This is a genomic window from Nostoc sp. C057 (assembly GCF_013393925.1).
In the GTDB taxonomy this organism is placed as follows: Bacteria; Cyanobacteriota; Cyanobacteriia; order Cyanobacteriales; family Nostocaceae; genus Nostoc; species Nostoc muscorum_A.
The window spans coordinates 3,120,180-3,141,731 of sequence record NZ_CP040281.1; the positions used below are offsets into that span (position 1 = coordinate 3,120,180).

Sequence of the window (21,552 nt, forward strand, 5' to 3'; positions counted from 1 at the left end):
ACGAGCGTCTGAATAGCCGGGTTTAAGACCCCCACTAAATCTACGATTTGGTGGTCTTTAATCAGTCGCGGGTCTGAATCCCCGACTGATTTATTCTGACTCCTGAATTCTGACTTCTGAATTCTTCTTCAAGTCTACTTACTTGTTTAATTTTTGTGAGATACCTAAAAAATGATAAAGGCTGAAGAATTTTACCATCATCCTTCAGCCTTTATGCTTCAGACTTTAGACTTTAAACAGTCGTAATGTCTTTTTCTTTTTCTGCCAATAATGCGTCTATTTTGGCTGTATACTCATTTGTGAGTTTTTGCAAGTTGTCTTGTTGGTCTTTTGATTCATCTTTGGAGATTTCAGAAGCTTTCTCCTGCTTGCGAATCGAGTCTATGGCATCGCGGCGGATGTTGCGAATAGCAACACGACCCTCTTCAGCGTACTTAGTAGCCATTTTGACGAATTCTTTTCGGCGATCGCTTGTCAAAGGCGGAATATTCAGCCGAATTACAGAACCATCATTGCTGGGAGTTAAACCCACATCAGAAAGAGAAATCGCCTTCTCAATAATGTTTAGGGTGTTGCGCTCGTAGGGTTGAATTAGAATTGTCGAAGCATCTGGCGTGCTAATATTTGCCAGTGATTTTAAGGGTGTAGGCGAACCGTAATAGTCCACTAATACCTTATCTAATAGACTCGCATTGGCACGACCAGTGCGGATCGTGTTAAAAGCTCGTTGAGTTGACTCAACAGAACTTTGCATTTTGCTTTTCGCGTCAGCTAATATCACAAGAACCTCCCACAAGGGTACCGATGGATTCTCCCAAGACTGCTCGGTGGATGTTACCTCGCACCGTTAGGTCAAATACCAGAATTGGGATATTATTTTCTTTACACAAGGCGATCGCAGTACTATCCATCACCCGCAAATCTTTGGCTAAAACGTGCGCGTAGGTAAGGCTATTGTAACGCTTGGCGTTAGGATAAATCTCAGGGTCAGCATCATATACCCCGTCTACTTTGGTGGCTTTAAAAATCACTTCCGCATCAATTTCTGCTGCTCTGAGTGCCGCAGTAGTATCAGTAGTAAAGAAGGGATTTCCAGAACCAGCCCCAAAAATTACCACCCGCCCTTTTTCAAGATGACGGATGGCACGACGACGGATATATGGTTCTGCTAATTCTTGCATAGCGATCGCAGTTTGCACCCGCGTCTGTACCCCTATGTGTTCTAGCGAATCTTGCAACGTCATGGCGTTCATTACCGTGGCAATCATCCCAATATAGTCAGCGGTTGCCCTGTCCATCCCCGCCGACGCTGCTTTCACGCCACGAAAAATATTGCCGCCGCCAACAACGATGGCCATTTGAACGCCAGTGGCTATCACCTCTGCTACCTCTTGCGCTATTCCTTTGACCACTTCTGGATCAATGCCATAGCCCATGTTGCCCATTAAGGCTTCACCGCTCAGTTTGAGTAAAACCCGTCGGTAATTCGTTCCCATGAAGTTACGCTTTATCAAAAAAGTTGCAATTGCCTCCAATTTAAGATAGCAGTTACAGGGACTATCTATGTCTAGTTACGCCAAATCAATGTAGTACCTACTGGTTCTGTTTGTGGTACATCTATTGGTTGACCAAGAAAGAGAGAGGCGATCGCAGTTCTTAAATATTCTTCTCCCACTGCTGATGCATCTTGGGGATGATTGTCAATTTTGCCTTTGTAGCGGACTATACCATTGGCATCTATTAAAAAGGCCATTGGTGTTTTCGTAGCACCAAAACTTTGGGTTACATCTTGCGTCGAGTCCCATAGGTAAGGAAAGTTCAAATTGTGATGTTGGGCAAAAGCTTTCATATTTTCAAAGCTTGGCCTAGTTTCATGATTACCATCACTACCATTCATCCCAATTAGTGTGAAGCCTTTGGGGGCAAATTTGGCTTGAATATTTTTTAACCTGCCTATATAGGACTCTACATAAGGACAGTGGTTACATAAGGAAATAACGCCCACTGCTCGGAACTTCTCAAGATAACGCCTAAGATGGTGTACTTGACCGTCAATTCCTGGCAGTTCAAAATCGGGTGCATAGCTCCCGATGGGAGTATCGATTGTTTCTAGTATATTCATATTGTCTGGCTCGCAGAACTAGGAACAAGAAAAATGTTGTTAAATTCAGCGTCAGTTTCCAGTTGCAAACCACCCCTTAGCCGATGCCTCATATTCTGACAATGTTATAGACCAAAATAGCGATCGTAAATTGTGAATCTACTGAATCTAGCACTGATGCTAATTCACTCACATCTAAAAAAATGGCAAAAATATTACTCACATTTATAGAAGTGATGATTCCTAATGCTGACATAATCTAAGTTGTGAGGAAATTACCTCTATCAACAAGATAAAAACTCTCTACCTGGATAAAACTATCAGCCTAGAAGCTTTTCTAGTGTATGTCTAAGTTATCACTAGACCAAAGGATTTTATTTGAAAATCTGATAAATTTTATTCAAATTCAAAAGAATTTTACTTACGCCTTGCTGCTGACGAGCTTTGACCCTTGTACTCATCAAATTTCTTATGACAACCTCAAGTTCAAAAACAGCATTTACCTCTACAAAAACCTGGATTTGGCAAGATTTCCCTATCTGCTATCAAACCCAAGGAAGCACGGGGCCGGCTGTTGTCCTCGTGCATGGATTTGGCGCTTCTTGGTGGCATTGGCGGAAAAATATTCCCGTGCTAGCACAAAATTGCCGTGTTTATGCTATTGATTTGATTGGTTTTGGTGGTTCCGCAAAACCTCAACCTGGTGAAAAAATTACCTACACTCTAGAAACATGGGGACAACAAGTAGCAGATTTTTGCCGTGAAGTTGTCGGCGAACCTGCTTTTTTAGTCGGAAATTCTATTGGCTGTATTGTAGCCATGCAAGCAGCTGTTAGCAACCCAGATATTGCCTTGGGAGTTGCATTGCTCAACTGTTCTTTACGGCTTTTGCATGATCGCAAACGGGTAACTTTACCTTGGACTCGTCGTGTCGGAGCCCCTTTACTGCAACGCTTGCTTTCTATCAAACCAGTTGGCGATTTCTTTTTCAATCAACTTGCCAAACCGAAAACAGTGCGGAAGATTTTACTAAAAGCTTATGCGAATCCTGAGATGGTGACAGATGAATTGGTCGATATTCTCACTTCACCAGCAAGTGATCCGGGGGCTGTAGCTGTTTTCCTTGCCTTCACTTCTTATTCTACAGGGCCTCTACCAGAAGACCTTTTACCGCTGCTACCTTGTCCTGCAATTATCTTGTGGGGAACGGCCGATCCGTGGGAACCAATTAAGTTAGGTAGAGAATTAGCTAATTTCCCACAGGTACAAAAGTTTATTCCTTTAGAAGGAGTTGGGCATTGTCCCCAAGATGAAGCACCAGAGTTAGTCAATCCGATTTTACTTGATTGGATTTGGGAGCGATCGGCAGTGTGAGATTCAGTTGAAAGCTTTTATTGCTTGCCACAGACACAAACTATGTAGAGAATACATCTGGTAGCGGTAAAAGAGTAATTATTAAGTGCAAGTTTACAGAGAATTAGTATATGATAAAAGCCCGTTAAAACGGGCTTTTTCGTCTTTCAAGCTTAGTCTAAAGCGCGGAATACAGAGGTACGCACTTGTTCTGCCCTGACTTGCAAACTCCGGCATATTTCTTGTCATCTGTTGGTTTTTTAGCATTAGGATTGGAAAGCCTTGTTGCAAGCATTCCAGACGGCAAAAAGTGCAAGTTCAATAGGCGATAGTTTACCACCAGGATCGGCGGCCGCGCCAAGGGCGGAAACCCCAACCCCCGCTGGGCCGCCAGCCGCCGACCCAACCAGGACTCGAACCGCCGCCCCACCTGCGGACGTTACCTCCAGCTAAAAGCTCCTGTTGCTCTATGGATAGCTCGACAAGCAAATCGGATTGGATGGATTGAAATGACATAATTGTTTGCCTCACTTTTGTACAGTGCAAAAGAATGGCTAGTGCCTTGATTTATACATTAACAACCTGCTACACAAAGAACTTTGACTATTTAATTTTGAGCAGGGGGTAAGAAAGGTAAGTAGTAGGGGTAGCTCTTACTACTTTGTCAAGAAATAATTGATGATTAGGGATTGTTTGTAGTTTTTGCTGTCTTCGTTAAAGTGCAAATTACAAACCATCCAATCAAACTTGACATACTACTACCTTTCTTCTTTCAAAAAGGCTGATTTAAGACCTTAGCAGAATATTAGGAGACTAACCAATCTTACTCAAAATATGATTTGTCTTGAGCAAGTTTTATGATATTAGTTTTCTCCTCTTCTTTGCTAAGAGATTAAACCACGCACAGTTAGTGTGCCTTCACGGCGACCACCACGTGGCAAAAAGACAATGATCCTTGCTCCTCCAGAGAGAAGCTCTTGTTCCTTCGTGGATAACTCCACAAGTAAATCAGATTTGATGAATTGGTTTGACATAACTAATTACCTCACTTACTTTTATAGAAATTCCACATTTATTATGTTAAAGAAATGTGGAATTTCTATTAATTCTATCCTAGCTATTTTTTTATGAAAATCAAATTAACCAAAAGTGGTAAATCAATTTAGCCAAAAGTAATAAACTTGCCATTTTAATCCAGTTACAAACAAAACAATGTTTTTCAAAAAACAATATGTATGTTATGGGAATAATTCCAATATTTTTTTAATTTGTACTGCCAGTATTTACTTACCATAACATTTTTACTAGCAGTATATTAATCCAATAAGAAACACTAGATATCGGTTATATAATTCGTTAATTTTTACTTAAAAATAGGTAAGCACCCATGCTGGTAAAATACCTTTATGGGTGCAGAATTAAGGCTATTTTCTTGAGTTATCCCGCAAAAAATCTTCTGGTTAAATAGTCACAACTATTTGCTTTTGAAGTTAGAGGAGAACGTAAAGGTTAGTGCTACCCCTACCCAACAGCTACCTTCCTTGTCTCTTAATATTTTAAGAGAACTATGGAAGACTGTTTAAACTCTCTCAAAATCAGATTTATTTTAATTGAGCGAGTCATATTAGTCTTTTCCTCCTCCCACTAATTGCAAAGTTTAAAAAACTTAACCTTATGATACTCCTCTAATTGGTCTGAGGGTAACAATGCCACGAATGAAGAATTTGGGGACGGAGGTGGAGCCAGTATCGCCATTATCGCCAGTATCGCCATTATCGCCAGTATCGCCACCAGTATCGCCGTCGGTCACTTTTCCTCCAGCTAGAAGCTGTTGTTGCTCTGTAGATAAGTCCACAAGCAAATCAGACATGGTACTTTGATTTGACATAATTTTTTACCTCACTTACTAACATAGGTGTTATTCACCTATATTTTTAATAGTAATTATTTTCTGACATTTTAAATTATTCTCAGGTTAGAAATAATAATAGCCAAATTATTCCTTTTGACTCATGAAAATTTAAATAGAAACTAAAAAATAGTTTTATATTTTATATTGGCAAAACTGCACTAAATATTGATAATTTCCCCAAGTTTTATCCTGATTTAAAAAGTTAAAGTTGAACCGTCTAGGTTTTATTAAAAAATGTAGAGGCACGAGTAATTGTGCCTCTACGTGTAGGAGATTTCTTTTCCAAAAGCTAAATTTTATGAGAAGATACTATTTAAAAGATTGGCAATTAAATTTTTCCATTTATCCTCTCCTAAACTAAAGTTTGGTAAACCAAACGTTATGGAAGACCCAATAGTAAATTGTGACAAACTATATCTAGTTTTTTGTGAAGAAACATCACCACTTACAAGATTTAATGTATTGTCTGCCGCAGTTTGGATATTAGTTTGCTGGATAAAAAAATTACTTCCACTAGGTATATTTGTGATTTGCCCAGCAGCTAGGGTTTCCTGTTCTTCTTCAGACAAATCCCTGAACCATTCAGAATTGGGGAATTTGGTATTTTCAGACATAGTTTTATTTGCTCATACAAAGACTATTTTTTACATTGATAAAAACTTTAAATGCTCTCCTTGCTGAGAGAGGAAAGTCTCAATATCACCTTGTATTTGTACCTGACCTTTATCTAGTAGTACAATCCAATCGGCTCGATTAATTACGCTGGGACGATGGGTAATCAAAATAGTAGTTTTGCCTTCTCGGTATTCCAAAAGCCTGTCTAGTACGTGAGATTCGCTGACTGGATCGAGTCCAGCTGTTGCTTCGTCTAAAATCAGTACAGGTGGATTGGTAAGGATGCCTCTAGCGATCGCTAATCGTTGTCTTTGTCCACCAGAGAGATTCGCCCCAAATTCCCCTAAAACTGTTTGATACTGATTCGGAAGTTGACTGATAAACTCGTCTGCATCAGCTATCTGGCAAGCTTTGACAATTTCTTCAAAGGCAATGTAAGGCGTTCCTAAGCGGAAGTTTTCTAAAATTGAGCGACTCCAAAAATGGGGTTCTTGGGGTACATAGACTACTTGTTGTCGCAAACAATCCAGGGAAAGGTCGTTGATGTTATAGAAACCAATGCGGATATTGCCAGAGTTAGGCTGATATAAGCCTGCAATCACTTTCGCTAAAGTACTTTTACCACAACCTGACTTGCCAATCAAAGCGATCGCTTTCCCTCCAGGAAGTTTGAGAGAAAAATCTTCTAATAAGTCAACTCTGCCAGCATGGTGAAATTGTACATGGGAACAGCGAATGTCTGCATCACTAGAAATTTGAACAACCGGCTTTTGGCTACCTCCGACTACTTCCGGTGTTGCATCGATAACTTCCAGAAGGCGAGAAATTGCTGTTTGAGAGCGAAAATATTCATCTACTAAGCCAACCACTGAGTTAATTAAAGCCAGAACATTGAACTGTAAGGCGTTAAAAGCCAGCATTTGACCAATGCTTAATTCCCCATTAATCACCAAGATACTTCCTAGACCAAGCAAAATCACGCCACCAAGGGTAGCTATAAGTTTGCTAATAGTACCGTTGATAATACCGATTTGGATGGTGCTAAAAGTCAAGTTAGCAAGGCGGCCAAAGCGGCTTTGAAATTCATCCCAAAATTGCGGAGCGGCATTTGTAGTTTTGATTACCTGTGCGCCCTTAAATGTTTCCACCAAAACACCTTGATTTTCCGTCCCTAAAACTAAGAGACTGCGGGTTTTTTGTTGGAGGATGGGTAAAAAAGGTAAGGTAGAGAGGGTAATTAACCCAGCAAAAACGATGACTGCCATTGTCAGTTTCCAGCTGTAAAACAGCATCAAGCAAAAAGAAACCACAGCAACAAAAAACTGGCTAGGTAAAAGAACTACAATTTGCGATACCAACTGGTTGATGTCGTTGATATCTCGCAGACGGCTAGTGATTTCACCACTACGACGGGCTTCGTAGTAATTTAAAGGCAATTGGAGAATTTTTCGCCCAAATTCCAAGACTAATCCTAATTGCAATCGCTGCCCAAAATGAGCAATCATAATCGCTTGCAATAGTTGCAAAGTACTGCCGAATAAGCTCATAACTACAACGGCTGAGATCACAACAGTGAGTAACTGGGTATCTCCGCGCACAAGTACATCGTCTGTAAGCAGTTGGATCAAGACGGGAGTACCTAGAGCCAACAGACCTAAGACAATGTTGATTGTTAAAACCTGAGTTAGCAGTCCACGATAAGGCAAGATGCGTACTAAAAAGCGACTTAAGCCACCTTTTGCTTCTTCTGTGGGCTGCTCAAAAAAGCGGACTGGATCTGGCTCTAGTAAGAGCATCACCCCATTCCAAGCTTCTGTTAACTCTTCTCGGTTAATATAACGGATACCCACAGCTGGATCGGCAATGACGTACTTATTGCCGCGCTTGGTGTATAAAACAACCCAATGATAACCCCGCCAATGAATAATTGCTGGTAGATTGATTTCTGTGATTCTATCTATGATCGCAGGTGAAGCTTTCACTGCCCTGGCATTAAAACCGAGAGTCTCAGATCCACGCTTTAAACCCAGCAAAGTTGTTCCTAGCTGTCCAGTCCCAACGGCATCTCGACTGCGATTTATGCTTAAAAAACGTCCGTGATGTTTGCAAATTGAAGCAAGGCTGGCGGCTCCACAGTCTTCTTCACTCAACTGCAAAACACACTGGTAATTTTTATGGAGTTTGAATAGATCGAACATGGTTACAGACCTATTAAATTAGTGATTAAAAATTTGTGATGAATCTGGCTTTGCGGAGAATGAACTGAAGCACCGTTTCTCGGCGGGAAATTATATCAGCCCTACCTTCCATACCCGCTTTCAGATGACACTGGCGATCGCTTCTACTCAAATATGAAGTTTTTGGCTCAATAGTTACTTCATAAGCAACTACCTGGGCTTGGGCTACACCTGAATTGACATTGCTTTTTACAGGTAAAGCATCTGGTGCAACTGTTTTGACAGTTCCTTTGAGAGTGCCGTAGTCTGGATAGGGACAAGCAGAAACCTGCATTTGAACTTTTTGGCCTGCTTTTACCTTGTCAATATCTTGAGCCGGCACACGAGCTTTAACTACTAAAGAAGCGTTGAGAGGAGCAATCTGAGCGATCGCTTCACTTGGTTGCACTACTTGTCCTGGGTTGCGAAGATTCAATTGCAGCAATGTTCCGGCGATTGGCGATCGAATCACACTCAAATTCAAGTCGGTTTGAACCTGTTGTAAATCTTTGCTGCTACTAGCAAGTTGCTTTTGGAGTTCAAGGCGTTGCTGGAGTAAAGTTTCTCGTTCTTTTTTCAAAGCGGCTAAAGTAGCCTCACCTCTAGCCTGTTCTTGCTTAATCCGTTCAGATGCCACTATTACAGCCGCATTACTGGCATTAATCGCGGTTTTAGCTTTTTCTAAATTCGTCTGTGCGATATTTAGGGCTTGTTCTTTGTCCTCCAAAAGATTTTTAACACTAACTTTAGCTTCTTCTAACTTCGCCTGAGCAGATATAACCGCTTGTTCTTTTTCCTCAAACAGATTGCGAGAAACCGATCCCGATGCGACTATCGGCTGCAATCGGTCACGTTGCACCTTGGCTACTTTCAAAGCTGCTTCTGCTTCTTGTACAGTTGCCGTTAAAACTTTTTCCCGTAGTAAGCGATCGCGTTGTACCTTAGCTAAGATTAAAGCTGCTTGTGCTTGTGTAATATCAGCCGCAGCCTTAACTTGCTGATCTTGATAGTTGCGTTGCGTCCCATCTAATTCAGCTTGTGCAGCAATAATCGTGCGGTTGGTTAAGTTTGTCTGAGCTACAATCTGAGCATCGATTTCACCCAGTTGAGCATCAATTTGACTTTGTTGTAACTTACCTTGCTGAATACTACTTTCTAGTTGACTCTTTTGAGTCTGAAGGCGGGAATTATCAATTTGAGCGATCGCTTGTCCCTGAGTCACCACCTGATTTTCTTGAATATCAATGTTTTGAACGGTTCCAGCCATAGCAGACTGAACCACCCGTAGTTCTCCTACAGGTCGAATACTTGCAGGAACTTTGACCGTGACATTGTAACTGAGAATAGATGTAAGAGCGATCGCAGCCACAAAGGTAGTGAGCAAAACTCCTGCGCCAATGTTAGTCCATTTGCTGAGATGGGGGAGAAACTCGTTAACATCAACTACATGGAGTTGTTCTGGATTGGGTTCATTAAACCTATTTCCAAAATAGTTTTCCTCGCGGGCTAAGAAGTTCGCCATATTACATAATTTTTTGAAATGTATACATCAAAAGCTCAGATTTATCTAATATCAACCCCAATTTTTTTGCTGCAAAGCTGGTTAAACCTCATCTATGTTGAAACTAAGAGTTTTTTAAAAGATATATTTATTGATGTAGGTTGGGTGGAGTGAAACGCAACCCAACATTACCACCTGATTTATGTTGGGTTACGCGATCGCTGCACCCAACCTACAAAACTACGGTTCTCAACATAAACGAGGTTTATCGAAACAGAATTCACGAGTCAGGAGCCAGAATTCAGAATGAATTCTGTGCGACTAGTGGATAGCACAGCGTTAGCGTTCGCGCAGCGTCTCGTCTTGATTCTGACTCCTGAATTCTGAATTCTGAATTCTTCTTCAAATTGCATAACTTGATTGCAAATCAGATGCTACAAAAAATATATCTTTGGTAATATGCCACAGGGCATAATCAAGAATTAAAGTCTATGTTAATCTTGCCAAGATTAATCAGATAGCTAATCACAGATTCGGCTTGTAAGTTAATCACAATGTGAAATGGACTATCATCAGGAGTGTTTGCCAAATTCAAAAATTAAAAAGTAACATATACTGCTAAAAATTCCCAGCATAATGTTTTACGATTGTCTATAATTAGTAAAAGGGGAAGAGAAAGATATGCGCGACAAGATAAGCGAATTTATCTTTCTCAAGATTCAAACGCGGGCAACGCGGTAAAGAATACAGAGGAGAACGCTCAAACTCCCTCAAAGTCCTCACTTACGTTGAGCGAGTTACAATAAACTCCTCTGTCCCCTTTTTTATTTATAAACAAAGCAATCTTATACCACTTTAATGTGAAGTTGCACATATCTTTATCCCCCTAAATCCCCATTAAAAAGGGGATTTTGATGGATGTTTTTCCTGTTCCCCCCTTATTACAGCACTTCCGGCGGCTATGAGGTACAGCCTCAAAGCTGAAAGCTATGATAGGAGAGAGGTAAGAAGAAAATTGTATTGCATAATAGCCGGAAGCGCTGTAAGGGGAGCCAGCGCGGTCTTCTCCCAAGGGGAGACGCTAAAAGCGATGGGGTCTCCCCAAGTGGAGCGACTGGCGTGGGCTAGGGGGGATCGAATTCTATGCAGCTTCATAAAAAATTGATATTAACTACAAATCTCCACCCTGAATCTGGATGTTGGGTTTCTGTGCAGAGTCAAATAACACGCAAGTATTGAAATGACTTATTGGATTTCTGGTCAGGTAATAAAGATAGTAAAAAAACAAGTTTTGCAAAAAATAGATTCACTCTTAGATGCTTGAAAACCTTAACTCACAATGTTCTCGTTGATACTCTTTTCGCCGAGGATTTTGATAGATGATGAAGATGTACAATATCTATCGGCTAAGTAGGGAAAACTCAAATTTTCTAGATTATCCAGCACCACCACAATGATAAAATTGGTGGTGCTGTGTAGTGAAAGTAGACAGGTAGTCTTTGTAATAATCAGCTACTCGGTTCAAAGTTAGAGATGGATTTAAGCTAAGAGAAGTCAGAAAAAGCAAAAATTTACAATAAATATTTTTGACGTTTTATTTTTTGCTTTCTTTTCTTTCTCTGCCTAAATTTATCAAATACTCTGATTATGTAATAGCTAATTTTTGCAAATTAACTGGTGAACGGATTTGGTATAGCGGGCAAGACAGGTATTCCGGGTATAGCAGCTACTAGACCACCTAATTGTAAGTTCTGTACTGCTGATGTTTGAACACCATCATTTGAACCTTTACTGTTAGCTTCGCTGCCTTGAGGACCAGACCTACTCGTTCCGTCTAACCTTGTAAGTCTTCTAGCGAAATTGCTCTGATTTCTCTGAGAGTCTACACCGCCAGCGAGTAGCTCTTGTTGTTCATTAAATAACTCGACAAACAACTCAGATGTGTTGATTTGATATGACATGATTGTTAGCCTCACTTACGAAATTAGGTATGTGACTACCTAAGACCCAACTATAGGCATTGTTTGTCATGATTTCATAAACCTGAAGACATAAAACCAAATTGTATTTTTGTTTCTTAAGGTAGATATAAAATCTTTAATTTTTTTTAGATATAGCAATGCCATAGAGCAAGAATGGTCAATATTTGCTATTTTCAAACTGATTTCAAGTATTTGAACATATATTTATAAACTTGGCATATCTAAAACCACTACTTTGACATCATGAGTGGGAAATCATTAATAAGTTTTACTTAAGTCTTTGGAACTAATACATAAGCAGTTGTGACAAATAGACAACCTGTCGTAACGAATGCATAATATCAGGCTTTTCAAGTGGAAAATAAGCTCAGTAAGTTCTAGAGCGGTAAAGCAAGAAAGAACGCCGCAATGGCCAAACCGTCGTTAACCGCTCAAAACTATTGGCAAATCCCTCAAAAACTTGGGTATTGTTTTAAACTCTAAGTTACTATAGTTAACTTTAAAAACTATGCTGACCCAAGATAAAAAACAACACAACTGGAAACCTATTATCAAAGCATTCGAGGTTGTCCTTGGCAAAAATGGCGTAGTGCAACGCCGCGAAGAACTTATTACTTATGAATGTGATGGTTTAACTGGCTATCGCCAACGCCCGGCTGTAGTGGTATTACCTAGAACAACAGAACAAGTTGCCCAAGTGGTAAAGATATGCAATCAATATTCTATCCCCTTCATCGCACGCGGTTCTGGCACTGGTCTATCTGGCGGTGCTTTACCAGTGGAAGACTCTGTTTTGATTGTCACTTCCTTAATGCGGCAAATCATCAGCATTGATTTGGAAAATCAACGCACAATTGTTCAACCAGGCGTGATTAATAGTTGGGTAACACAAGCCGTTAGTGGTGCTGGTTTTTACTACGCTCCTGACCCATCTAGCCAAATTATCTGCTCTATTGGGGGCAACATTGCTGAAAACTCTGGTGGCGTACATTGTCTTAAATATGGTGTCACCACTAACCACGTTTTAGGATTAAAAATTGTCACGCCAGAAGGAGAAATTGTCGATTTAGGTGGACAAATCCCCGAAATGCCTGGTTATGATTTAACGGGTGTGTTTGTTGGTTCTGAAGGCACTTTAGGTATAGCCACAGAAATTACTTTACGAATTCTCAAAAGTGCAGAATCAATTTGCGTACTATTGGCAGATTTTACCAGTATTGAAGCTGCCGGAGCAACTGTTTCTGATATCATCAGCGCTGGAATTATTCCTGGCGGTATGGAAATGATGGATAACTTCAGCATCAATGCAGTTGAAGATGTTGTCGCCACAAATTGTTATCCCCGTGATGCTACTGCTATTTTGCTAATCGAAATTGACGGTTTAGAAGTAGAAGTTGCAGGAAATAAGCAGCGAGTGACTGAAATTTGTAAAAAGAATGGGGCGCGAAATGTCACTTCTGCTAGTGACCCAGAAACCAGATTGAAATTATGGAAAGGACGTAAAGCTGCTTTTGCTGCGGCTGGGCATTTAAGTCCAGATTATTATGTACAAGATGGTGTAATTCCCCGGACTCAGTTGCCTTATGTTCTGCATGAAATTGAGGCATTAAGTGAACAATATGGTTATCGTGTTGCTAATGTATTTCATGCTGGTGATGGCAATCTTCATCCATTAATTCTTTATGATAATTCTGTGCCTGGAGCATTGGAACAAGTAGAAGAAATGGGTGGAAAAATTCTCAAGCTTTGTGTCCAAGTTGGTGGAAGTATTTCTGGTGAACATGGCATCGGTGCGGAGAAAAGGTGCTATATGCCCCAGATGTTTAGCCAAGTTGATTTAGAAACTATGCAATGGGTGCGACAAGTTTTTAATCCTAAAGGGTTAGCAAATCCTGAAAAGATATTCCCCACACCACGAACTTGTGGTGAAGCAGCAAATGCGTCTGCTGTCAAGCAATTTGAAGGTGTGGAAAGATTTTAAGAATTCAGAATTCAGGAGTCAGGAGTCAGGAGTTAGGAATTAGAAGTTATACCAATTTAATGTGAAGTTGCATATATCTTGATCCCCCTAAATCCCCCTTAGAAAGCAGGGTGGATTAATTGTGCGGAGAGAAAATTTGTAATCCCCGTAACCTCGTCAGCCTGCTAACAGGGGAACTGGATTTATGAACGCAAGAATGAGGGTTTTAATTTTTCTCTCTAGACAATTAATCCACCCTGCTAAATCCCCCTTAGAAAGGGGGACTTTGATAGATGTTTTTCTGTTTCCCCCCTTATTAAGGCAGGGCTGTTTCATTCGATCTCTTAGAGATTTTGTCAAGAGTAGGAGTCAGAAATTTGCTTGATTTGCTAATCGAAAAGCTACCACCTCAACGACTAAATTTCAGTGTGATCGCGATTTTCTTGCCCAATCAGATTTTTTAGTCACCTGACTTTTTTTCCTGAAACGCTTGTAAATCAGAGCCTTTTAGGGAATGAAACGGCCCTGCCTTATTAAGGGGGGCTAGGGGGGATCGAATTATATGCAGTTTCATAAAGAATTGGTATTAGGAGTAATAATTAGAGTTTGGAATTCTAATTTATTAGGTTTTGGTATCGTTAAGTATATTCATAACCAAAACTGGCTCCGTATGCTTTCAAGTATTCTGAATTCTGAATTCTGAATTCTGAATTCTGAGTTATTAATCATCATTTCTTTACATAATCCGGAGGATTACAACTTTATTTTGTAGTTATATATATTCCGATCGCACTAGGTCACGATTACAAATGAATCGGGTTGCTCGCCGTTGTGTTTCTTACTTAATGTGTTTGGGATTAGTAGCCACTTTAACAGTTTTTTCATTCTCTTCAGTTTCTTCACTCCCAGTTTATTCCCAAAAAATAATTCCTTTACCTACAGAAATTCGCGGCGTTTGGCTCACTAATGTTGCTAGTGGTGTACTATTTGTCCCTTGGGGCATTAACCGGGCTATAAACCAATTATCGTCCCTCAACTTTAATACAATTTATCCTGTAGTTTGGAACCGAGGACATACTTTTTATAAAAGTGCTGTAGCTGAAATGACTACAGGCTCAGATACTCAACCTTTTCTCAATTTCATGCACGGTGGACAGGATGTTTTAACAAAGATAGTGACACTTGCCAAAAAGAAAAATTTGAGAGTCATTCCCTGGTTTGAATATGGGTTTATGACACCGCATTATTCACAATTAGCAAGGCGTTATCCCGACTGGTTAACAATTGGGCAAGAAGGTATAAAGTCTATCCAAGATGCACCACCAGAAGAAATTGATAATAGTTTAGTAAGTAAGCTGGCTTGGTTGAATCCCTTACATCCGCAAGTGCAAGAGTTTATCCGAGGGCTAATTTTGGAAGTAGTCAGGGATTATGATGTGGATGGTATTCAGATTGATGACCATTTTGGGATGCCTGTACAGTTTGGCTACGATCGCTTCACGATTGAACTTTACCAGCAAGAACACAAAGGCAAAAGTCCCCCCATTGACCCTTTTAACTCAGAATGGATGCGTTGGCGAGCAGACAAAATTACTGATTTTATGGCAGAACTCTATCAAGCTGTGAAGGCGGTGAAACCCAAAGTCAAAATATCCCTATCTCCAAACTATCAAGCTTTTGCCTACAAATATTATTTGCAAGACTGGGAGAATTGGATAAAAAAAGGTTTAGTCAATGAGTTAATTTTGCAAGTTTATCGAAATGATAAAAGCTCTTTTATCGCTCAATTAGAACAACCATCCGTGAAATTGGCTCAAAGTCTAATTCCTGTACAAATTGGTATATCAACGGGAACGGTGCGTAATCCTGTAAAAATGGGACAAGTTAGAGAACAGGTTCAAGCAGTACGCGATCGCAATTTTAATGGTATATCCTTTTTTTACTGGGAGAGTCTCTGGGGTTACATTGTACCGGAATCGCCCCAACAACGACGCAAAGCTTTTTTTGAGATGTTTAATGCTAGAACCAGGGCGAACGCACGGGATTTCTGAAACCCTTGCTGGGCAAGGATCTTGATGAAAAAATAGGCTAAATTAAAAAACGCCAAAACCCTTGCTATTAAAGGATTCTTATACTTTAGATGCGTTTGCCCTGATGCTAGAACTGTCAGACAATTCAAACCAAAAAAACTTTGATATTGTCATTTGTCATTTGTCATTCGTCATTTTCTACTCTGCTCCCATTCCCCATACTTCGGCTTCGCTCAGTACAAGTTCCCAATTCCCAATTCCCCTTAATGTCATTCGCGCCGGAAAATACTAGATTTAGCTTTACATTGCTGTGGACTATCGCTACTTGTGGCGGTTTTTTATTGAGTTTACTTTTTATTGAAGTTGGCGATCAGCCAGATGTTGGGGTGGTAGAAGCAGCTATCGGCGGATTTGCGATCGCACTTCCTCAAGGTTGTCTTCTCAAAGAACCTGTATTTTGCATCAGGTGGATTTTGTCAAGTCTTTTGGGTTGGAGTATCATCACTGCGATCGGTATTGGTGCAGTAGGTTGGATTGTACCCAGCATTCAGATTCTTCCTTTGAGAATCCTGTCGGGAGCGATTTATGGCGCACTTGGTGGCTTGGGAATTGGATTGACACAATGGTTAGCAATTCCCCAGCCTATGGCGTGGCGATGGATATTTGTCTCTTCGGTAAGTTGGGCTGTTGCTGTCCCTGTGGGTTCTGCTGTGGGGATGATTTTGCACGACTTAACGCAACTATTCTTAGGCGAAGTTATAGGGTTAGCTATCACTTGGCTGCTAGTTGGTATCCTCACCGGAATGAATGCTCATAAATTGCGGTTGTGAGTTCCCATTACCCAGCCTCGTCCAGTAATTTTATTAAGAATTGTAAAATTAATTGATATAATATGATAATTGTACTTAAGTATATGCAAAAATCTTGGAAAACTGTTCAAAAAATCATTAGATTTGCCCTAAACTGCAAATGTATTTTCGCCTTCAAAAAGCAGGATTTGTTAAGCTGACTTCTATTAGCTTTCCTAGATTTCTGACCAGAAGTAGAGAAAGATTTAAATTTCGATGAGCAACAGCTGACAATACTTTGCTATAGGCGCTAAAGTGCATCTACTACAAGCATAACGATAAGAGAGCGCCTAGAAGAGTCAGTAATACCAGAAAGGGACTCTCGCATGAATAAAAATCCAGCAGAATCAACTATGGAGTTGACAAAATTATCGCCCCCTCAAATTATCTTTGGCACGGAAGTAGAGGAGAAAAATAGTAGTGAGCAATTTCTACTGAGCATGTACGATTCTGTGCAGGCATCAATATTTGTAGTAGATGTTCTAGAGGATGGAGATTTTCAGTATGTGGCACTTAATCCCACTCATGAGCGGTGGATAGGCATTCGCTCAGATGATCTCCGAGGCAAAAAACCAGAGGATATTCTCTCCCCCATCGATGCTGCGAGGGTGCGTCAGCACTATGCTGACTGTGTGCTATTTGGTAAAACTATTTCTTACGAACAATGTTTGCAATTCCAGGGGGTTACTACTTGGTGGAGTACCACTCTCACGCCACTAAGGGATGCTAACTCCCGGATTTATCGACTGATTGGTACTAGTAGCAATATCACCCCTGTGAAGCAAGCCCAAGAAGCAGTCGGACTCCAGGTTGAACGGGAGCAATTGCTAGAAGCGATCGCCGGACGAATTCACCAATCTGTAGAATTAGAGACAATTCTGCATCAGACAACAATTGAACTGCGGCAATTTTTGAATTGCGATCGCATTCTAGTTTATCGCTTTCAGCCTGATGGCAGTGGGGTAATTGTTGCCGCAAGCGTCGCTGCAAGCGATTCACTATTGGGAAAAAACATCATCGATCCATGCTTTAGTGGCAATCCAGAACACTACGGGCAAGGTTGCATTCAAGTTGTTGAGGATATTTATGCAGCAGGCTTGCATCCTTACCATATAGATTTCCTGGCATCTTTGCAGATTAGAGCCAATGTAGTCGTGCCAATTTTCCAAGAGCAAGATATGTGGGGGCTATTGATTGCCCATCATTGCCAGGAATCGCGTCAATGGCAGCAAGCAGAAACTAACTTACTCAAACAACTGGCAACTCAAATCGGCATTGCTGTGCAACAAGCAGAACTTCGTCAGCAGTTCAAGGATCTCAAAGCCGAAATAGAGTTGCAAAAACAGAAGCACAAAAATCAGTTGCAGCAGGTACGAAACTTTGAAGCCTTGGTGCGCCGGATGACAGAACAAATCCGCGATCGTCTGGATGAAGCTCAGGTGTTGCAGACTGCCACTCAGGAATTAACAGAGTTACTGAACCTTGAACGTTGCCAAATTGAACTCTATAGCCCCTGTCAAACCCTGGTAACTATTGTCTACGAGTACAGCATCAACCTACCGCAGTGTCGAGAATTGACCAGACAGATTGCAGACCGTCTGGAAGTTTATCAACCCTTATTGCAAAAACAACCTCTGCAATTTTTAGAAATTGTCCCTGGATGGCAACCAAACCTATTGGTTATGTCCCAGATGGCTTGTCCAATTTTCGATACTCAAGGGATTTTGGGAAATCTTTGGTTGACAAGACCATCACAAGAGGCATTTGATGAATTTGAAATTGAGTTAGTGCAGCAGGTTGCCAATGAATGTGCGATCGCAATTCGCCAAGCTCAACTTTACCAACAAACCCAGGCGCAGGTAAAAGAATTAGAAAATTGTGATCGGCTCAAAAACCAATTTCTCCGAAATCTCTCTCAAGAACTGCGAACCCCAATAACTAGCATCAGCCTTGCAGTCCAAACCCTCGAAAGTGTCTTAACACCAGCAGAAATATTAGAGATAGAAATAGTTCCACAACTCTTGCAGATTCTGCATAATGAGTGTGCGCGAGAAAGCAAGTTAATTAACGATCTACTCAAACTCACATATCTCGAAGCAGAACCCGAACCCCCAACATTGATTGCCATTGACTTACAAAGCTGGCTTCAGCCCATTGTCGAGTCTTTTCGAGACCTCACCAACTGTCAGCGACAGCAGTTAAAACTGAGTCTAGATAGCGCACTCCCGCCTTTAGAGACAGATATCACAGATATGGAGAGGATTATCACCGAACTACTCAACCATGTCTGCAAATATACCCCAGCAGGTGAATCAGTCACAGTCTCTACCCACTTAAGAGGGGATGCAGTAGAGCTTAATATTAGCAATTCTGGACTAGAGCTTACCAGCAATGAACTGTCACGGATTTTTGAGCCTTTTTATCACCTTTCCAAACACGATCCTTGGAAACACAGCGGCACTGGACTGGAATTAGCATTAGTGCAGAAAATGGTCAGACATTTAGGCGGCTCAATTTATGTAGAGAGTGGAGCCGGTCAAACTACCTTCACCATCAAATTCCCCCTTTAATTCGTTTTTTGGGCGTATCACTAGCTAAATTCTCAGAAGTTGTGCTATGATGGTTATTCGTGTGGGTGACTAGCTCAACGGTAGCCCTCATTACACCAAGAATCCCTAAAATAAGGGTTCTCCCTACTATCTCTCAATAACTACACCCAGCATTGAGAGATAAATGAGAGACGAGCCTTCAGACAATTTAATTGGCTTTGAACGTTTACTAGCTTTATTTAAGGATGTTCAAAAGCAGACCCCTTCAGGAGTTGGACTGAAAAGAGAAACTAAGCCTTATGGTACTTACATACTAATTCAGTTTAAACTAGGAAGTAAGCGGGTAGCTAAAGCTTGTGGGTGTACCTTTACTCAACTGGGAATAGTTGAAGCTCTCCAAAAAGCTAAAAAGGTGGCTGAGGCTCTAAATAACTTTTCCACTGAAACAGAGTTCTGGAGTTGGTATGACCAAACCATTCTCGCTAAAAATACAATCCAAAATAACCTAATTACCTTTAGGCAGGCTATTGAGATAGCAGAGGAACATTTTTGGAATAGTATGAGGAAAAATGGGGTAAGGGATAAGAGAAATCCTTCCCATCAATCCTGCTGGAATGATGCTTACGGGAGGTTCTATAAAAGTCTTCCCTTAGATAAAGTATTTAACACTACAGACATACTCCAAGTTATTAACTCAAAGGAGAAGGGGACTAAGAACTTCAAAATGTGTGTGAGAGCAATGAAGAAATTAGCCCAGCTTAATAGTCAAGAGAGTGCCTATAAAGAGCTTGAGAAAATTAATGCAACTCAAGTTAAGTTTAAACAGGATTTGCAAAGTTTATCCCTTGATGATTTCTTGCAAATGAGGGAGCAAATATTAGATGTCCCTGCAAATGATAAACGGTATAGGATTGAGTCACGTAAGTCTTGGTTATTTGTTTTCTCAATGCAGGTAGTCTACGGATTGAGAATTTCTGAAGTATTTGCTGTTAAAAATATTGACCAGCCTTTTACTACTAAGGATGGGATAGTTATACCCTAGCGTGGCAAAACTTACTAGAGAAGACGACTCTCTAAATTAGCCAAGTAACCCTTGGGGTCTCTGCGAAATCGATATTGTTCAATTCTGGCAATGCGTAGTGTTTTTGCAATTGAGAGCGTAATTCGAGCCAAGTAACGATATCAACTTGTGCTAAATCAGATGCGGTAAAAGAATGAAGTTTAGTAGCGATGGCACAGGCAAGTTTGACAGAACCACGAATAACGAGGGATGAGGGGGCAACCTTACGACCAGTACAACGACGTTGATGATGACGTAGCATACCAAAAGCATGTTCTAAGTCATTATTAGTTCGGGGAAAATCTTCAATTTCGTAACAATGAAAAAGTCCAGACCAGTAGTTATGGGTAGTTTTTATAAAGTTATCGATTGCGGTATTGAGTGTACCAGCTTTCTGTTTTTGTTGGGACATTTCTGTTAATAGTTCCTGATAACTTTGTTTAACTCCAGCAGCATCAAGACCTATTTTATTATTAAGAATATTACTAGCCTTATCAACCCATTGATATGCAACTATAACAGGTGAAAATAAAGATGCAGTTGCAGATAACCCTTTAGATATCAGGTGTTTTAGAGCTAGTATTATTTCTCCTGATAAGCAATCTCGAATTACCCATAATACCTCATGTCCAATTTCTGGCTGCATCCCATCGATCGCTAATATCACCCGTCCTTGATTTTTAAATATTGCTTTTAACCTTTTATGGTCTTTTAGCCACAAAGAATTTTCTCGTCATATCTGTCAATTAGGTGCGTGACCGAACGCTTACCTTATACATATACCCAATAATATCGAGGTGAGTGTGTATTTGGGGAACACTTCTATGTTCCTGGTAGCGTAATGCTCCTATATAAGCAATCACATCCAAACCAAATTCGCTCTGTGGTAGAGCGAGTGACCCTTCTTGCTCTGGTCGATATGCTTTTTTATACCGCAGACATGACTTGTTTCGACATCGACGAATTTTTAGCTGTAGTTCTACTACCCCGTTTAACGTTCTTATATGTCGAGGATTATTGTATTCATTCCACATTGCTTGACCGCACGAGGGGCATTTTTTTTGAACACAATCGAGTACTTCAAACGATGTTGCCTCTGGTTTTAAACTTTTTCTTGCCAAGTTTTTGCACCATTATTTCGCTACAAGGTCAAGATTACAGGATTTCCGCTCTTCTCTAGTAAGTTTTGCCACACTAGGATATTGCTACCAGAAAAACTTAATTGCCCAAAGCTCAAACCACTATATAGTCCGATTAAATCTTGACCGTCAGAGAAATCAGTAAAGGAAGACCTATTAAAATCTCCGTTCCAAGATTTCAGCAGGAGCGGTGTTTTGCTTGGTATCAACGCAAATACCGTCGTCTCGTTGTTATATGGGAACGTCAAAAGGTTTATTTTGACGCATTCATTGACCTCGCTACCAT

19 protein-coding genes are annotated in these 21,552 nt (G+C 40.6%); 8 read left to right on the forward strand and 11 right to left on the reverse strand.

Annotation, left to right across the window (positions count from 1 at the left end):
• Positions 1 to 232: 232 nt before the first annotated feature.
• The 3 genes from frr to FD724_RS13540 all read right to left on the reverse strand — a co-directional run bounded on the left by frr (position 233) and on the right by FD724_RS13540 (position 2,122).
• The gene (gene frr / locus FD724_RS13530; protein ID WP_163927258.1) at positions 233 to 781 is read right to left on the reverse strand and encodes a ribosome recycling factor; all 549 of its coding nucleotides are present in this window, start codon (positions 779 to 781) and stop codon (positions 233 to 235) included.
• The gene (pyrH, locus tag FD724_RS13535; RefSeq protein ID WP_012412364.1) at positions 768 to 1,496 is read right to left on the reverse strand and encodes a UMP kinase; all 729 of its coding nucleotides are present in this window, start codon (positions 1,494 to 1,496) and stop codon (positions 768 to 770) included. The genes frr and pyrH overlap by 14 nt, the downstream gene beginning before the upstream one ends.
• 71 nt (positions 1,497 to 1,567) lie before the next feature.
• Positions 1,568 to 2,122 (reverse strand): thioredoxin family protein, encoded by a 555-nt coding sequence (locus tag FD724_RS13540; RefSeq protein WP_179072980.1) that lies wholly within the window; start codon positions 2,120 to 2,122, stop codon positions 1,568 to 1,570.
• A gap of 450 nt (positions 2,123 to 2,572) precedes the next feature.
• On the opposite strand from FD724_RS13540, the gene FD724_RS13550 reads away from it, so the two are divergent.
• Both FD724_RS13550 and FD724_RS13555 read left to right on the forward strand, forming a co-directional pair.
• Positions 2,573 to 3,475 carry an alpha/beta fold hydrolase gene (locus tag FD724_RS13550; RefSeq protein ID WP_179072981.1) on the forward strand — a complete coding sequence of 301 codons (903 nt, stop codon included), beginning with the start codon at positions 2,573 to 2,575 and terminating at the stop codon, positions 3,473 to 3,475.
• A gap of 261 nt (positions 3,476 to 3,736) precedes the next feature.
• Positions 3,737 to 3,907, forward strand: coding sequence for a hypothetical protein (locus tag FD724_RS13555; protein WP_179072982.1), 171 nt, complete (start codon positions 3,737 to 3,739; stop codon positions 3,905 to 3,907).
• A gap of 431 nt (positions 3,908 to 4,338) precedes the next feature.
• Here the strand turns inward: FD724_RS13555 and FD724_RS13560 are convergent, their stop codons facing one another.
• The 5 genes from FD724_RS13560 to FD724_RS13580 all read right to left on the reverse strand — a co-directional run bounded on the left by FD724_RS13560 (position 4,339) and on the right by FD724_RS13580 (position 9,719).
• Positions 4,339 to 4,488 carry a hypothetical protein gene (locus FD724_RS13560; protein WP_179072983.1) on the reverse strand — a complete coding sequence of 50 codons (150 nt, stop codon included), beginning with the start codon at positions 4,486 to 4,488 and terminating at the stop codon, positions 4,339 to 4,341.
• A 638-nt stretch (positions 4,489 to 5,126) separates the two neighbouring features.
• Positions 5,127 to 5,342 carry a hypothetical protein gene (locus FD724_RS13565; RefSeq protein ID WP_179072984.1) on the reverse strand — a complete coding sequence of 72 codons (216 nt, stop codon included), beginning with the start codon at positions 5,340 to 5,342 and terminating at the stop codon, positions 5,127 to 5,129.
• Positions 5,343 to 5,662: 320 nt separating this feature from the next.
• Positions 5,663 to 5,980, reverse strand: a complete 318-nt coding sequence (locus FD724_RS13570) for a hypothetical protein (RefSeq protein ID WP_179072985.1) — start codon at positions 5,978 to 5,980, stop codon at positions 5,663 to 5,665.
• Between the two features lie 30 nt (positions 5,981 to 6,010).
• The gene (locus tag FD724_RS13575; protein ID WP_179072986.1) at positions 6,011 to 8,179 is read right to left on the reverse strand and encodes a peptidase domain-containing ABC transporter; all 2,169 of its coding nucleotides are present in this window, start codon (positions 8,177 to 8,179) and stop codon (positions 6,011 to 6,013) included.
• A 25-nt stretch (positions 8,180 to 8,204) separates the two neighbouring features.
• Complete coding sequence (locus FD724_RS13580; RefSeq protein WP_179072987.1) at positions 8,205 to 9,719, reverse strand: HlyD family secretion protein; 1,515 nt, start codon at positions 9,717 to 9,719, stop codon at positions 8,205 to 8,207.
• A 149-nt stretch (positions 9,720 to 9,868) separates the two neighbouring features.
• Between FD724_RS13580 and FD724_RS13585 the strand changes: the two genes are divergently transcribed.
• A complete protein-coding gene (locus FD724_RS13585) occupies positions 9,869 to 10,030 on the forward strand; it encodes a hypothetical protein (protein WP_179072988.1) in 162 nt (53 codons plus the stop codon).
• Positions 10,031 to 11,368: 1,338 nt separating this feature from the next.
• On the opposite strand, the gene FD724_RS13590 is transcribed toward FD724_RS13585, so the two are convergent.
• The gene (locus tag FD724_RS13590; protein ID WP_179072989.1) at positions 11,369 to 11,659 is read right to left on the reverse strand and encodes a CTB family bacteriocin; all 291 of its coding nucleotides are present in this window, start codon (positions 11,657 to 11,659) and stop codon (positions 11,369 to 11,371) included.
• Between the two features lie 529 nt (positions 11,660 to 12,188).
• On the opposite strand from FD724_RS13590, the gene glcD reads away from it, so the two are divergent.
• The 5 genes from glcD (at position 12,189) to FD724_RS13615 (ending at position 20,109) form a co-directional block, all read left to right on the forward strand.
• Positions 12,189 to 13,661 (forward strand): glycolate oxidase subunit GlcD, encoded by a 1,473-nt coding sequence (gene glcD / locus FD724_RS13595; protein ID WP_114083532.1) that lies wholly within the window; start codon positions 12,189 to 12,191, stop codon positions 13,659 to 13,661.
• 788 nt (positions 13,662 to 14,449) lie between these two features.
• Entirely contained in the window at positions 14,450 to 15,691 is a 1,242-nt protein-coding gene (locus FD724_RS13600; RefSeq protein ID WP_179072990.1) for a glycoside hydrolase family 10 protein, read from the forward strand.
• A gap of 245 nt (positions 15,692 to 15,936) precedes the next feature.
• On the forward strand, positions 15,937 to 16,500 hold the full coding sequence (locus FD724_RS13605) for a hypothetical protein (protein ID WP_179072991.1): 564 nt from the start codon (positions 15,937 to 15,939) through the stop codon (positions 16,498 to 16,500).
• A gap of 344 nt (positions 16,501 to 16,844) precedes the next feature.
• The gene (locus FD724_RS13610; protein WP_179072992.1) at positions 16,845 to 19,088 is read left to right on the forward strand and encodes a GAF domain-containing protein; all 2,244 of its coding nucleotides are present in this window, start codon (positions 16,845 to 16,847) and stop codon (positions 19,086 to 19,088) included.
• Between the two features lie 163 nt (positions 19,089 to 19,251).
• Positions 19,252 to 20,109, forward strand: a complete 858-nt coding sequence (locus FD724_RS13615; protein WP_179072993.1) for a hypothetical protein — start codon at positions 19,252 to 19,254, stop codon at positions 20,107 to 20,109.
• A gap of 31 nt (positions 20,110 to 20,140) precedes the next feature.
• Here FD724_RS13615 and FD724_RS13620 read toward each other — a convergent pair whose 3' ends face one another.
• Both FD724_RS13620 and FD724_RS42055 read right to left on the reverse strand, forming a co-directional pair.
• Entirely contained in the window at positions 20,141 to 20,848 is a 708-nt protein-coding gene (locus FD724_RS13620) for a hypothetical protein (protein ID WP_372726510.1), read from the reverse strand.
• A gap of 25 nt (positions 20,849 to 20,873) precedes the next feature.
• Complete coding sequence (locus FD724_RS42055) at positions 20,874 to 21,161, reverse strand: hypothetical protein (RefSeq protein WP_372726511.1); 288 nt, start codon at positions 21,159 to 21,161, stop codon at positions 20,874 to 20,876.
• Positions 21,162 to 21,552: the final 391 nt, after the last annotated feature.

Excerpts from the sequence above, each read along its gene's own strand:
- FD724_RS13610 (WP_179072992.1), top strand. The coding sequence starts at position 16,845 with ATGAATAAAAATCCAGCAGAATCAACTATGGAGTTGACAAAATTATCG.
- FD724_RS13600 (WP_179072990.1), top strand. The coding sequence starts at position 14,450 with ATGAATCGGGTTGCTCGCCGTTGTGTTTCTTACTTAATGTGTTTGGGA.
- FD724_RS13590 (WP_179072989.1), bottom strand. The coding sequence starts at position 11,659 with ATGTCATATCAAATCAACACATCTGAGTTGTTTGTCGAGTTATTTAAT.
- glcD (WP_114083532.1), top strand. The coding sequence starts at position 12,189 with ATGCTGACCCAAGATAAAAAACAACACAACTGGAAACCTATTATCAAA.
- FD724_RS13565 (WP_179072984.1), bottom strand. The coding sequence starts at position 5,342 with ATGTCAAATCAAAGTACCATGTCTGATTTGCTTGTGGACTTATCTACA.
- FD724_RS13560 (WP_179072983.1), bottom strand. The coding sequence starts at position 4,488 with ATGTCAAACCAATTCATCAAATCTGATTTACTTGTGGAGTTATCCACG.
- FD724_RS13575 (WP_179072986.1), bottom strand. The coding sequence starts at position 8,179 with ATGTTCGATCTATTCAAACTCCATAAAAATTACCAGTGTGTTTTGCAG.
- FD724_RS13540 (WP_179072980.1), bottom strand. The coding sequence starts at position 2,122 with ATGAATATACTAGAAACAATCGATACTCCCATCGGGAGCTATGCACCC.
- FD724_RS42055 (WP_372726511.1), bottom strand. The coding sequence starts at position 21,161 with ATGTGGAATGAATACAATAATCCTCGACATATAAGAACGTTAAACGGG.
- FD724_RS13605 (WP_179072991.1), top strand. The coding sequence starts at position 15,937 with ATGTCATTCGCGCCGGAAAATACTAGATTTAGCTTTACATTGCTGTGG.
- FD724_RS13550 (WP_179072981.1), top strand. The coding sequence starts at position 2,573 with ATGACAACCTCAAGTTCAAAAACAGCATTTACCTCTACAAAAACCTGG.
- pyrH (WP_012412364.1), bottom strand. The coding sequence starts at position 1,496 with ATGGGAACGAATTACCGACGGGTTTTACTCAAACTGAGCGGTGAAGCC.
- FD724_RS13580 (WP_179072987.1), bottom strand. The coding sequence starts at position 9,719 with ATGGCGAACTTCTTAGCCCGCGAGGAAAACTATTTTGGAAATAGGTTT.
- FD724_RS13615 (WP_179072993.1), top strand. The coding sequence starts at position 19,252 with ATGAGAGACGAGCCTTCAGACAATTTAATTGGCTTTGAACGTTTACTA.
- FD724_RS13570 (WP_179072985.1), bottom strand. The coding sequence starts at position 5,980 with ATGTCTGAAAATACCAAATTCCCCAATTCTGAATGGTTCAGGGATTTG.